This is a genomic window from Rhodococcus sp. ACS1 (assembly GCF_002300155.1).
Taxonomy (GTDB): Bacteria; Actinomycetota; Actinomycetes; order Mycobacteriales; family Mycobacteriaceae; genus Rhodococcus_F; species Rhodococcus_F koreensis.
This window is the reverse complement of the sequence record NZ_NSDZ01000006.1, coordinates 80,351-93,172: the sequence shown is the minus strand read 5'-3', so window position 1 is coordinate 93,172 and position 12,822 is coordinate 80,351. Positions and strand designations below refer to the sequence as shown.

Sequence of the window (12,822 nt, the reverse complement as noted above, 5' to 3'; positions counted from 1 at the left end):
ATTCTGCCGATTGCGAATCGGCATACGCGACACCCGGGGCCATCGAAATTCTCATGTTAGCCTTACCTACCTGTCGAGCAGTTTCCTCTCTGTTCCGTGTAACGAAAGGGTTCGTCGTGATAATCCGCAAGCCCCTGAACGGCACGTCCTTCACCGGTAGGTCCGTGGTTGCCGTGGGCGCGGTGGTCTTCGCGCTCGGAATGTCGGCCTGCTCGTCCGACGACGGTTCCGGCACCGCCGCGGCGACGTCCGCGGCCACGTCGTCGCAGGTAGACGCGACCGTCGCCGCCCCCACGTCGGAGGAACTGCTCGGTACGCTCCAGCTGCTCGTGGACCCGGCCCGGCCGGTCGACGAGAAAACCGTCGTGGTCGTCGACGGCGACGAACGCCGCCCGAATCTGGAGGCGATGACCGCCGCCATGGCCAACTACCCGGTGTCCTTCACGGTCACGGACGTGCAGGTGGAGGGCGATACCGCGACGGCGAACGTCGCGATCGTGAGCCCGCACGGCACGGCCGCTCCGACGGCGTGGACGTGGGAGAACGTCGACGGCGTGTGGAAGGTGTCGGACGAGAGCACGTGCACCCTGCTCGGCATGGCACGCGCGGGCTGCAGCTAGCCCGGTCCTTCGGCGGCGCCCGCTCCGGGCGCCGCCGAAGCCGTGTCTCAGCCCTTACCCGACCGGCGCTGCGGCTTGGGGGTGACGGTTCCCTCGGCGAGACGCCGGGCGCTCACCAGGAACGCGGTATGGCCCTGCATCCGGTGTTCCGGCCGCACGGCGAGCCCGACGACGTGCCAGCCACGGACGATCGACTCCCAGGACCGCGGCTCGGTCCAGCACTCCTGCTCGCGCATCGCCTCGACGACCTTGGAGAGCTGCGTCACAGTCGCGACGTAGACGACGAGCACGCCGCCGGGGACCAGCGCCTTGGACACCGCGGGCAGCGCGTCCCAGGGTGCCAGCATGTCGAGGACCACCCGGTCGACCGGGCCGCCCGCCGCGTCGGCGTCGAACTCGGCGACGTCCGCGATGGTCAGGTCCCAGTTCGCGGGGCGTTCCCCGAAGAACGTCTCGACGTTCCGCACCGCGTGCTCGGCGTGGTCGTCGCGCACCTCGTACGAGATGACCCGGCCTTCCGGCCCGACCGCCCGCAGCAGGGAGCACGTCAGGGCGCCCGAGCCTGCGCCGGCCTCGAGGACGCGGGCGCCGGGGAAGACGTCGCCCTCGTGGACGATCTGCGCGGCGTCCTTCGGGTAGATGACCTGCGCCCCGCGGGGCATCGACAGGACGTAGTCGACGAGCAGCGGTCGCAGCGCCAGGTAGGGGGTGCCGTTGGTCGACTTGACCACGCTGCCCTCGTCGGTGCCGATCAGGTCGTCGTGCAGGATTCCGCCGCGGTGCGTGTGGAACTCCTTGCCGGCCTCCAGGTTGACCGTGTAGTGCCGGCCCTTGCCATCGGTCAGCTGGACGCGATCGCCCACCCGAAACGGTCCACTCGGTCGCGTTTCGCGTCCCACCATCGTCACCGACTCCTCAGCCTGTTCGTCCGGCGCCGTCCGGCGCCCGTCCCGCTGCCCCGACACGACTGTCGGACCGGGGGCCTACCCTGCCAGGTGTGAGCATCTCAGAGTCGCCAGCCCCCGTCACACAGGGTTCCCCGTCACAGCCCGGCGACACTTCGGTCACCCGCAGGCGCCCCGCCCTGTCGCCGTCCCGCGCCGGCGACTTCAAGCAGTGCCCGCTTCTCTACCGCTTCCGTGCCGTCGACCGGCTCCCGGAGGCGCCGTCGCGCGCGCAGGTGAAGGGCACGGTCGTGCACGCCGCGCTCGAGACGCTATTCGCGCTGCCCGCCGCCGAACGGGTTCCGCAGAAGGCGGTCGATCTGATCCTCCCGTCCTGGGAGCGCCTCCTCGCCGAGGCCCCCGACCTGATCGACCTGGTTCCCGAGGACCAGCGCGAGTCGTTCCTCGACGAGGCGCGGTCGCTCGTCACCGCCTACTACGAACTGGAGGACCCCACCCGGTTCGAGGCCGAATCGTGCGAACAGCGTGTCGAGACCGAACTCGCCGACGGGGTGCTGCTCCGCGGATTCGTCGACCGAATCGACGTGGCCCCCACCGGTGAGGTGCGGGTGGTCGACTACAAGACCGGTCGCGCACCCCGCGAGATGTCCGAGTCCAAGGCGCTGTTCCAGATGAAGTTCTATGCGCTGGTCCTGCTGCGCACCCGCGGCATCGTCCCGGCGCAGCTGCGACTGCTGTATCTCGCGTCCGGGACGGTCCTCACCTACGCACCCGACGAGGACGAACTGCTGCGGTTCGAGCGCACACTGTCGGCGATCTGGAAGGCCATCCTGGCGGCGGGTGTCACCGGCGATTTCCGACCCAAGCCGAGCCGGCTCTGCGACTGGTGTGATCATAAGTCCCTGTGCCCCTCGTTCGGAGGAACGCCGCCTCCCTACCCGGGATGGCCGGAGGGGCCCGCCGAAGACGCACCAGGTTTCGAGGAGATTGTCGAATGAGTTCCGAGTCCTACTACGTACCACTCGGTTCGGAAGCACTGGGTGCGCCGGAAGTGGACTCGGACCAGAAGATCACGGTCGAGCGATTCGACAGCACGGATCTGACGATCAGCGTGTGGGCCGAGACGATGCAGCACGGCGCTCCCCCGTCCGCGCTGCTCGTGCGGGCACTCGAACGGTGCGCCCCTCGTGACGACGCGCGCATCACGCGGGTCGTGGTCGAGATCCTCGGCCCGATCCCGATCGCCGAACTCGAGGTCCGGTCCTGGGTGCAGCGGCCGGGCCGCCGGGTGGAGTTGGTGGTCGCCGAACTGTGGACCGTCGGCGACCGGCCCCGGGCCGTGGCGCGGGGCTCGGCGTGGCGCATGGAGACCGTCGACACGAACGATGCCGTCCACGTCGTCGACCCGCCGCTCGAACCTCGGTCCACCGGCCGGGAGGGCAAGTTCAGCGAAGGCTGGAATTCGGGCTACCTGACGACCCTCGACTGGCGGTGGATCGCCGAGATGGGGTGCGAGGGCCCCGGCAAGCTGTGGGCGAGGCCGCGGCCCGCGCTGGTCCTCGGCGAGACCATGACGCCGCTCGAGCGGCTCTTCTCCATCGCGGACGTCGCCAACGGTGTGGGATCGAAACTCGACCCGGCCGACTGGACGTTCCTCAATACCGACCTCACCGTGCACATCTTCCGGGTCCCCGAGGGCGAATGGGTCGGCGTCGGCTCCGAGACGTCCATCGGCCCCGACGGCGTGGGGATGTGCGCGGGCGTGCTGTACGACGAGACCGGCGCGGTCGGCCGGATCGCCCAGACCGTACAGGTCCGCGCCCGCTCCTGATCGGAACGGGCGCGGATCGTCCTGCGGCGGAACGAGATCAGAGGGCGCGGCAGGACCGGATGTTCGACGCGAGGATGGCCTTGGCGCCGAGGTCCGCGAGTTCGTCCATCACTCCGTTGTGACCCTTGATCGGCACCATCGCCCGGACCGCGACCCAGTTCTCGTCGGCGAGCGGCGACAGCGTCGGCGACTCCAGTCCGGGGGTGATCTTCAGCGCGTCGTCGAGGATCGTCTTCGGGCAGTCGTAGTCGAGCATCAGATTCTGCTGCGCGAAGACGATGCCGCGCACCCGCTCGACCAACTGGTTGCGTGCGGAATCGTCGGCGGGCGAACCGGCGCGCTCGATGAGCACACCCTCGGAGTCGCACAGGGTGTCACCGAACGCGACCAGGTTGTGCTGGCGCAGGGTGCGGCCGGATCCGACGACGTCGGCGATGGCGTCCGCGACCCCGAGCTGGATCGAGATCTCCACGGCGCCGTCGAGGCGGATGACCGAGGCCTCGATCCCGCGTGCGGAGAGGTCGTCGCGCACCAGGTTGGGGTAGGACGTGGCGATCCGGAGTCCAGCGAGATCCTCGACCTTCCAGTCCTTGCCCGCGGGGGCGGCGTACCGGAACGTGGAGCGGCCGAAGCCGAGCGACAGCCGCTCGGCGACCGGGGCGCCCGAGTCACGGGCGAGGTCGCGGCCGGTGATGCCGAGATCGAGTTCACCGGATCCGACGTAGATCGCGATGTCCTTGGGGCGGAGGAAGAAGAACTCGACCTGATTGGACGGGTCGAGGACGGTCAGGTCGCGGGAGTCGGTGCGACGGCGGTAGCCGGCCTCGGAGAGAATTTCGGCGGCGGACTCGGACAGCGAGCCCTTGTTGGGGACTGCGACGCGCAGCATGGCTGAGGTTCCTTTCGGGAGCGGGTGGAGGAGTCTCGATCACCGATCACAGATGTCGGTAGACGTCCTCGAGTTTCAGGCCCTTGCCCACCATCAGCACCTGCGTCCAGTACAGCAGCTGGGAGATCTCCTCGGCGAGCGCCTCGTCGCTTTCGTGCTCGGCGGCGATCCACACCTCACCCGCCTCTTCGAGGATCTTCTTTCCCTGCGAATGGACGCCGGCGTCGAGGGCGGCAACGGTGCCGGACCCCTCGGGGCGGGTAGCGGCACGCTCGGTCAGCTCGGCGAACAGGGATTCGAAGGTCTTCACGAGGACCCATTGTTTCACGCCGCCGCGGACCTCTCCGAACCGGTCACCACCCGAGTGTGCGGCGACTCTCGAACCGGCGGACCCGGCCCGAACGGGGATCGGTGAACTCGATGGCCCGCGCCAGCAACCGCAACGGGGTCGAGAAGTCGCCGGGCTCGGATCGGCGGAAGTCCGGGTAGTAGTTGTCGCCCTCGATCGGGAGTCCCAGCGACGACATGTGCAGCCGCAGTTGGTGCGTCCGGCCGGTCTTCGGCAGCAGCCGGTACCGGGCGCGGCCGTCCCGGGTCTCGATCAGGTCGACGACGGTTTCGCTGTTCGGTTCTCCCGGCTCCTCCGTGGCCGTCATGATCCCGTGTTCCTTGACGATGCGGCTGCGGATGATGCGCGGAAACTCCAGCGTGGGATCGTGCCCGGCGACGGCCTCGTATTCCTTGGTGACCTGCTGGGAGACGAACAGTTCCTGATAGGCCCGGCGGTCTTCCGGCCGGATCAGGAACACCAGCACACCGGCCGTCATCCGGTCGAGCCGGTGCGCCGGGGTGAGATCGGGGAGGTCGAGCGTCCGCCGTAACCGCACGACCGCCGTCTCGGTGATGTGCGCGCCCCGCGGGATGGTCGCGAGGAAATGCGGCTTGTCGATCACCACGAGGTGGTCGTCGCGGTGGAGGATGTCGATCTCGAACGGAACCGGGATCTCGGGTGCGGGGTCGCGGTAGAAGTACACGAATCGGGTCGGCGCATAGCGGGTGCCGCGGTCGACGACCCGGCCGTGTTCGTCGACGACTCCCCCACCGTCGATCAGCGACAGCCAGTGCGCCCGCTCGTCGGGGTACGTCTCGACCAGGAATTCGGCGACGGTCTTCGCCCCGAGCCCGGCCGGCATCCGGATGCGATCGGGACCGAGACCGTTGCGGACGGGCAGCGGCGCCCCGGCCACCTCAGCCCGCCCGGTTCTCGGTGCAGTCGGCGCACACGAGCACGAGTTCGCGGCCCCGGTCGTTCGGCAGATTCTCGTACCGGGACGTCGGACCGCCGCATCGGGTGCAGCGCCCCAGGGTCGTGGCCTGGTCGCTGAACTCGATGGTCATCCGCTTGTCGAAGACGTACAGCGACCCCTCCCACAGACCCGTGTCGCCGAACGCTTCGCCGTACCGGACGATGCCGCCGTCGAGTTGATAGACCTCGCCGAACCCGCGCGAACGCATCAGCGAGGACAGGACCTCGCACCGCACTCCCCCGGTGCAGTAGGTGACGACAGCCTTGTCCTTGAGATGGTCGTATTTGCCGCTGTCGAGTTCGTGCACGAAGTCGCGGGTGGTGGACACGTCCGGCACGACGGCGTCCCGGAAGCGGCCGATCTCCGCCTCGAAACCGTTGCGTCCGTCGAAGAAGACGACGTCGTCACCGCGCCCCTCGACCAGGCGGTGCACCTCGTCCGGCGCCAGGTGGGTACCGCCGCCGACGACGCCGTCCGCGTCCACCTTCAGCTCGCCCGGCACACCGAACGTCACGATCTCCGACCGCACCTTGACGCTGAGCCGCGGGAAGTCGTCACCGAGACCGTCCGACCACTTGATGTCGGCGTCCTTGAACGGCGCGTAGCCGCGGGTCCCCTTCACGTACCGCTTGACGTCGCGGATGTCGCCGCCGACGGTCGCGTTGATGCCGTGCTCGGAGACGAGGATCCGCCCGGTCAGGTTGTGTGCCTCGGCGAGCGTGTACTGCCACAGCCGGATCGCCTCCGGGTCGGCGAGCGGAGTGAACACGTAGAACAGCACGATTTTCGGGACAGCCACGGGGAACCAGACTACCTAGAGACGCACACCGCTCGGCTGCGCCCAGGCCTCGGCCAGATCGGAACCGGTGAGACCTTCGAGGCTGTCCCGGAACACCCGCCCCGGGCCGTCGGCCACCGGGATCTCGCACGGGACGATCAGCACGACGCAGCCCGCGGCCTGCGCGGACGCCGCGCCGGTGGGCGAGTCCTCGATCGCGAGGCACTGCGACGGATGCAACCCGAGAAGTTCGGCACCCCGCAGGTACGGGTCGGGATGTGGTTTGCCTGCCGGCACCTCGTCGCCGCACACCGAGTGGTCGAAGTGGTGCCTGCCGAGCGTCTCCAGCGCCCGCTCGGTGAGGCGGCGCTCGGTGTTGGTCACCAGCGCCGACCTCAGGCCGTGGGCCCGGGCGGTCCGCAGTGCATCGTGGGCGCCCGGCCGCCACGGGATGCCGTCGCCGAACAGTTCCTCGACGCGGGTGAACATCCATTCCTTGGCCTCGGCGAGCGCCGCCGGATCCCGGTCGAGCCCGAGGGCGTCGAAGATGACGCCGAGCGCGTTGGCGCTGGACGCGCCGATCGTCTTCAGCCGGGTCTCCTCCGTCATCGGCCCACCGAGGTGCATCGACAACTCACGGACCGCGACGTCCCACATCTTCTCGGAATCGAGCAGCGTTCCGTCCATGTCCCACAGCACGCCTGCGAGACCGTCGAATGCGTCAGACATTGAAGTACTTCGCCTCGGGGTGGTGCAGCACGAACGCATCCGTGGACTGCTCGGGATGCAACTGCAGTTCCTCCGACAACTTCACACCGATCCGTTCCGGTTCGAGGAGAGCGACCATCTTCGCGCGGTCCTCCAGGTTGGGGCAGGCGCCGTAGCCGAACGAATAGCGGGCGCCGCGGTAGGCGAGGTCGAAGAACCCGGACACCTCCGACGGATCCTGCTCGGCGACGTTGTGGCCGCCAGGCAGCACGAGTTCTTCGCGGACCCGTCGGTGCCAGTACTCGGCCAGCGACTCCGTCAGCTGCACGCCGATGCCGTGCACCTCGAGGTAGTCGCGGTACGCGTTGGCGGCGAACAGCTCGTTCGCGAAGTCCGCGATCGGCTGCCCCATGGTGACCAGCTGCATCGGGAACACGTCGACCTGGCCGGTCTCCTTCGCCTCGGTGCGGGACCGCACGAAGTCGGCGACGCAGAGGAAGCGGTCGCGGTGCTGGCGCGGGAACGTGAACCGGAAGCGTTCGTCCGCGTCGGGCGCCGGGTCGGTGAGCACGACCACGTCGTCGCCCTCGGACACGGCGGGGAAATAGCCGTACACCACGGCGGCGTGCGCGAGGATTCCCTCGGTGCTCAGCCGGTCGAGCCAGTACCGCAGGCGCGGGCGGCCCTCCGTCTCCACCAATTCCTCGTAGGTGGGACCGTCGCCGGAACGCTGCCCGCGCAGGCCCCACTGCCCGAGGAACAGGGCGCGCTCGTCCAGCAGTCCGGCGTAGTCGGACAGCGAGACACCCTTCACGATCCGGTTGCCCCAGAACGGCGGGCTCGGGACGACGATGTCGGTGGCAACGTCGGACCGTTCCGGCACCTCGACCGGGGTCTCGGCGGCCTTGCGCTTCTCCGCGATCCGCTTGGACCGTTCGTGGCGCGCCTTGCGCTCGGCCGCCTTCTCCCGGGCGGCGATCGCTTCCGGGCTGTCCGGGTCGGGTCCGCCGCCGCGTTTGACGGCCATGATCTCGTCCATCCTGTGCAGGCCCTCGAATGCGTCGCGCGCGTAGCTGACGTCGCCCTCGTACACCTCGGCCAGATCGTTCTCCACGTACGAGCGGGTCAGCGCGGCACCGCCGAGGAGGACGGGGAACTTCTCCGCGACTCCCTTGGCGTTGAGTTCCTGCAGGTTGTCCTTCATCACCACGGTCGACTTCACGAGCAGACCGGACATGCCGATGACGTCGGCCTTCTGCTCGATCGCCGCGTCGAGGATCGTCGCGATCGGCTGCTTGATGCCGAGGTTCACCACGTCGTACCCGTTGTTGCTGAGGATGATGTCGACGAGGTTCTTGCCGATGTCGTGGACGTCGCCCTTCACGGTGGCGATGACGATGCGGCCCTTGCCGTCCTCGTCGGTGGCCTCCATGTGGGGTTCGAGGTACGCCACGGCCGCCTTCATCACCTCGGCGGACTGCAGCACGAACGGCAACTGCATCTGCCCGGACCCGAAGAGTTCGCCGACGGTCTTCATGCCGGACAGCAGGGTCTCGTTGATGATCGCGAGCGGCGGCTTCTCTTCCATCGCCGCGGTGAGGTCGTCGTCGAGGCCATTGCGCTCACCATCGACGATGCGCCGTTCCAGCCGCTCGAACAGCGGCAGCGCCGCCAGTTCCTGGGCGCGGGATTCGCGTGCCGACGCCGCGGAGACGCCCTCGAACAGCTCCATCAGCTTCTGCAGCGGGTCGTAGCCCTCGCGCCGGCGGTCGTAGACCAGGTCGAGGGCCGTTTCGCGCTGTTCGTCGGGGATCCGTGCCATCGGCAGGATCTTCGACGCGTGCACGATGGCCGTGTCGAGGCCGGCCTCGGTGCACTCGTGCAGGAACACCGAGTTCAGGACCTGACGGGCGGCAGGGTTGAGACCGAACGAGATGTTGGACACGCCGAGGGTGAAGTGCACCCGCGGGTGCCGCTTCTTCAGTTCGCGGATCGCCTCGATCGTCTCGATGCCGTCGCGGCGGACCTCTTCCTGACCGGTGGAGATCGGGAAGGTCAGCGCGTCGATGATGATGTCGGACTCGTCGAGGCCCCAGTTCACGGTGATGTCGTCGAGCAGGCGCTCGGCGATGCGGACCTTGTGCTCTGCGGTGCGCGCCTGGCCCTCCTCGTCGATGGTCAGCGCGACGACGGCGGCGCCGTGTTCCTTGACGAGCCGCATGATCTTCTGGAACCGCGAGTCCGGTCCGTCGCCGTCCTCATAGTTGACGGAGTTGACGGCGCACCGGCCGCCGAGGTGTTCGAGACCGGCCTGCAGGACCGCGGGCTCGGTGGAGTCGAGCATGATCGGCAGCGTCGACGACGTCGCGAACCGGCTCGCGAGGGCGGCCATGTCGGCGGCGCCATCACGTCCGACGTAGTCGACGTTGAGGTCGAGCATGTGGGCGCCGTCGCGGGTCTGATCCTTCGCGATGTCGAGGCACTTCTGGTAGTCCTCGGCGATCATCGCCTCACGAAATGCCTTGGAGCCGTTGGAGTTCGTGCGCTCGCCGATCATCAGGATGCTGGCGTCCTGCTCGAACGGCACCGCCGTGTACAGCGACGACGTCCCCGACTCGTGCACCGGGTTGCGCGCGGCCTTCTCGACGAGGCGGACCGCCTCGGCCACCTGCCGGATGTGCTCCGGGGTGGTGCCGCAGCAGCCGCCGACCAGACCGAGACCGAACTCGGTGACGAAGCCGCTGAGCGCCTCGGCGAGTTCCTCCGCGGTGAGCGGGTACTCGGCACCCTTCGGGCCGAGCTGCGGCAGTCCGGCGTTGGGCATCACCGATACGGGGAGCGAACTGTACTTGGACAGGTGGCGGAGATGTTCGCTCATCTCGGCGGGACCGGTCGCGCAGTTGAGCCCGATCATGTCGATACCGAGCGGTTCGAGCGCGGTCAGCGCGGCACCGATCTCACTGCCGAGCAGCATCGTGCCGGTGGTCTCGACCGTGACGTGGGTGATGATCGGCAGCCGCGACCCCAGCGTCTCCATCGCCCGCTGACTGCCCAGGATCGCCGCCTTCACCTGCAGCAGGTCCTGGCAGGTCTCGACGAGGATCGCGTCGGCGCCCCCGTCGATCATGCCCATCGCGGCCTCGGCGTAGGCGTCGCGCAGGATCGCGAACGGCGCGTGGCCGAGCGTCGGCAGCTTGGTTCCGGGCCCCATCGAGCCGAGGACGAAGCGGCCCATGCCGTCGCGTCCCGGCCCCATCTCGTCGGCGACCTCACGCGCCAACCGGGTGCCCTTCTCGGCCAGTTCCCGGATACGGTCCGAAATGTCGTAATCGGCGAGGTTGGGGAGGTTGCACCCGAACGTGTTGGTCTCGACGGCGTCGGCCCCGGCCTCGAAGTACGCGCGGTGGATCTCTTTCAGCACGTCAGGGCGGGTGTCGTTGAGGATTTCGTTGCAGCCTTCGAGCCCGAGGAAGTCGTCGAGCGTGAGGTCCGCGGCCTGCAACATGGTGCCCATGGCTCCGTCGCCGATGACAACGCGCTGGTTCAACGCATCGAGCAGGGCAGAGTGAAATGGCGCAGACATGCCGTCCAGACTAGTGGGCGGGGGAACCAACGCTGGCCGTAGGCTGGGTGGGTGAGTTCCAGTGAGTTCCCCGTCACGCCTGCGGGCCCCGACGACGACACCCCCGACACCGCCGACGACGGTGCCACCGACAGCGCCGACGACGGTGCCACCGACACTGGCGTGCCCGTACTTCGTGACCCTGTTCTCGTCGCCGCCTTCGAAGGCTGGAACGACGCCGGCGACGCCGCGAGCGGAGCCGTCGAGCACCTCGAACTGACCTGGGACGCCCAGCCGCTGGCCGAGCTGGACTCCGAGGAATACTACGACTACCAGGTCAATCGCCCCACGGTCCGGCAGGTCGACGGGGTCACCCGGGAGATCGTGTGGCCGGCCACCCGGCTGTCGGTGTGCTCGCCTCCTGGCAGCGACCGCGACGTGGTGCTGCTGCGCGGAATCGAACCGAACATGCGCTGGCGCAGCTTCTGCGAGGACCTCCTCGAGCTGATCGATCAACTGCAGATCAACACCGTGGTGATCCTCGGGGCACTGCTCGCGGACACCCCGCACACGCGGCCGGTCCCGGTGACGGGCAGCGCGTACAGCAGCGAGGCCGCCGAGCGGTTCAAGCTCGAGCAGACCCGCTACGAGGGGCCGACCGGGATCACCGGGGTGCTGCAGGACGCGTGCGTCCGGGCCGGTGTGCCTGCGGTGTCGTTCTGGGCGGCCGTGCCCCATTACGTGTCCCAGCCGCCGAACCCCAAGGCGACGGTGGCTCTGCTGCAGCGCGTCGAGGACGTCCTGGACATCGAGGTGCCGCTCGGGGAACTCCCGTCGCAGGCCGACGACTGGCAGGAAGCCGTCACCGAGATGACCGCGGACGACGAGGAGATCGGCGACTACGTCCGCTCCCTCGAGGAGCGCGGCGACGCCGAGACCGACATCTCCGAGGCCATCTCGAAGATCGACGGTGATGCGCTGGCGGCCGAGTTCGAGCGGTATCTCCGCAGGCGTGGGCCCGGCAGCTTCGGGCTGTGACGAAGAACTCGTCCGAGTCGCTTCGTTCCTCGCTCCAGCGCACGGCGCTCTACGCCGGCGGTTTCCTCGGCCCGTTCGGCGGCGGGGTGGTCGCCTCTATCCTTCCCGAGATCGGTGACGACCTCGGCGTGAGTGCATCCGCCGCGGCCGGGTCGCTGACGGCGTACCTGCTGCCGTTCGCGTTGCTGATGCTGGTGTCGGGCACGCTGGGCGCCCGGTGGGGACAGATGCGGACCGTGCGGATCGCGTACGGCGTCTACCTGCTGTCGTCGCTGGCCTGTTTCGTGGCGCCGACGCTGCCGCTCTTCCTCGGTGCCCGCGTGCTCCAGGGGTGTTCGAACTCGTTCACGACGCCCCTGCTGCTGGCGGCGCTCGCCGCCTCGACCCCGAAGAAGCATCTCGGCCGGGCGCTGGGGATCTTCGGCGCCTTCCAGGCTGCGGGACAGTCGAGCGCGCCGCTGGTTGGTGGGCTCGCGGCGGAGGTCGACTGGCGTCTCGCGTTCCTCGTCATCGCCCTCGTGGCCGCGGTGCTGGGGATGGTCGGCGTTCCCGACAGCGCTCCCGCCGAGCCGGGGGCGCCGCGCCCGCGACTGCGCGACGCCCTCACCCCGTCGGTGCTGAGAATCGGGGTGGTCGCACTCCTCGGGTGGGGCGCGCTCGGTGGGCTGAGCTTCCTGGTCGCGTTCCGCGCCGAGGACGTCTTCGGGCTGAGCCCGACCCAGCGCGGGCTGCTGCTCACCGGGTTCGGCGTGGCCGGAATCCTCACCGCACGTCTCGTCGGCGGTGTCATCGACAAGATCGGGGCCCGGGCGGCCGTACTGATCGGCGCGTTCGGCGGGGCGATTCTCGTCGCGGCCGCCGGGACCGTGTCCCTCCTCGCAGTCGTGGCCGTGGCGTGGTTCGCGGCCGGGGTCGCCGGTCAGTTCATCCTGGTCGGGGTCAACGCCGCCGTGCTCGGGTCGCCGGGCCCGAACCGGGGCGGCGCGGTGTCCGTCGTGCAGGCGCTGCGATTCATGGGCAACGCGCTCGCCCCGATCACCCTCACCCCGGTGTATTCCGTGTCGCCTGCGGCCGGCTTCCTTCTGCCCGCCGTGCTGCTCGCCGTGCTGGCCCCGCTGCTCATGCCCCGCGACCACGCACCCGCCTGACACGCCTTCCCGGAGGACTGTGAGGTGTTCCTGATT

Annotated in this window: 12 protein-coding genes; 5 read left to right on the top strand and 7 right to left on the bottom strand. The window is 69.0% G+C overall.

Annotated features, from left to right (window positions below; genetic code table 11):
• The first annotated feature begins 116 nt into the window (after nucleotides 1-116).
• Nucleotides 117-620 (top strand): hypothetical protein, encoded by a 504-nt coding sequence (locus CJ179_RS28960; protein WP_095863681.1) that lies wholly within the window; start codon nucleotides 117-119, stop codon nucleotides 618-620.
• A 47-nt stretch (nucleotides 621-667) separates the two neighbouring features.
• Here the strand turns inward: CJ179_RS28960 and CJ179_RS28955 are convergent, their stop codons facing one another.
• Complete coding sequence (locus tag CJ179_RS28955) at nucleotides 668-1,522, bottom strand: tRNA (adenine-N1)-methyltransferase (RefSeq protein ID WP_072941736.1); 855 nt, start codon at nucleotides 1,520-1,522, stop codon at nucleotides 668-670.
• A gap of 95 nt (nucleotides 1,523-1,617) precedes the next feature.
• Between CJ179_RS28955 and CJ179_RS28950 the strand changes: the two genes are divergently transcribed.
• Nucleotides 1,618-2,523: a RecB family exonuclease gene (locus CJ179_RS28950; RefSeq protein ID WP_095863680.1), complete on the top strand. Its 906-nt coding sequence runs from the start codon at nucleotides 1,618-1,620 to the stop codon at nucleotides 2,521-2,523.
• Nucleotides 2,520-3,356, top strand: coding sequence for a thioesterase family protein (locus CJ179_RS28945; RefSeq protein WP_072941740.1), 837 nt, complete (start codon nucleotides 2,520-2,522; stop codon nucleotides 3,354-3,356). The genes CJ179_RS28950 and CJ179_RS28945 overlap by 4 nt, the downstream gene beginning before the upstream one ends.
• A gap of 37 nt (nucleotides 3,357-3,393) precedes the next feature.
• Here CJ179_RS28945 and hisG read toward each other — a convergent pair whose 3' ends face one another.
• The 6 genes from hisG to metH are packed head-to-tail and all read right to left on the bottom strand — an operon-like array spanning nucleotide 3,394 to nucleotide 10,621.
• Nucleotides 3,394-4,245 (bottom strand): ATP phosphoribosyltransferase, encoded by an 852-nt coding sequence (gene hisG, locus CJ179_RS28940; RefSeq protein ID WP_012687844.1) that lies wholly within the window; start codon nucleotides 4,243-4,245, stop codon nucleotides 3,394-3,396.
• Nucleotides 4,246-4,291: 46 nt separating this feature from the next.
• Nucleotides 4,292-4,573 (bottom strand): phosphoribosyl-ATP diphosphatase, encoded by a 282-nt coding sequence (locus tag CJ179_RS28935; RefSeq protein WP_009473527.1) that lies wholly within the window; start codon nucleotides 4,571-4,573, stop codon nucleotides 4,292-4,294.
• A gap of 25 nt (nucleotides 4,574-4,598) precedes the next feature.
• The gene (locus tag CJ179_RS28930) at nucleotides 4,599-5,492 is read right to left on the bottom strand and encodes a pseudouridine synthase (RefSeq protein ID WP_095863679.1); all 894 of its coding nucleotides are present in this window, start codon (nucleotides 5,490-5,492) and stop codon (nucleotides 4,599-4,601) included.
• A 1-nt stretch (nucleotide 5,493) separates the two neighbouring features.
• Entirely contained in the window at nucleotides 5,494-6,351 is an 858-nt protein-coding gene (locus tag CJ179_RS28925) for a rhodanese-related sulfurtransferase (RefSeq protein ID WP_095863678.1), read from the bottom strand.
• Nucleotides 6,352-6,366: 15 nt separating this feature from the next.
• The gene (locus CJ179_RS28920) at nucleotides 6,367-7,059 is read right to left on the bottom strand and encodes an HAD family phosphatase (RefSeq protein WP_072941745.1); all 693 of its coding nucleotides are present in this window, start codon (nucleotides 7,057-7,059) and stop codon (nucleotides 6,367-6,369) included.
• A complete protein-coding gene (metH, locus tag CJ179_RS28915; protein WP_072941746.1) occupies nucleotides 7,052-10,621 on the bottom strand; it encodes a methionine synthase in 3,570 nt (1,189 codons plus the stop codon). The genes CJ179_RS28920 and metH overlap by 8 nt, the downstream gene beginning before the upstream one ends.
• A gap of 51 nt (nucleotides 10,622-10,672) precedes the next feature.
• On the opposite strand from metH, the gene CJ179_RS28910 reads away from it, so the two are divergent.
• Both CJ179_RS28910 and CJ179_RS28905 read left to right on the top strand, forming a co-directional pair.
• A complete protein-coding gene (locus tag CJ179_RS28910; RefSeq protein ID WP_072941748.1) occupies nucleotides 10,673-11,638 on the top strand; it encodes a PAC2 family protein in 966 nt (321 codons plus the stop codon).
• Complete coding sequence (locus tag CJ179_RS28905; protein ID WP_072941750.1) at nucleotides 11,635-12,786, top strand: MFS transporter; 1,152 nt, start codon at nucleotides 11,635-11,637, stop codon at nucleotides 12,784-12,786. Before CJ179_RS28910 ends, CJ179_RS28905 begins: the two co-directional genes overlap by 4 nt.
• The last annotated feature ends 36 nt before the right edge of the window (nucleotides 12,787-12,822 follow it).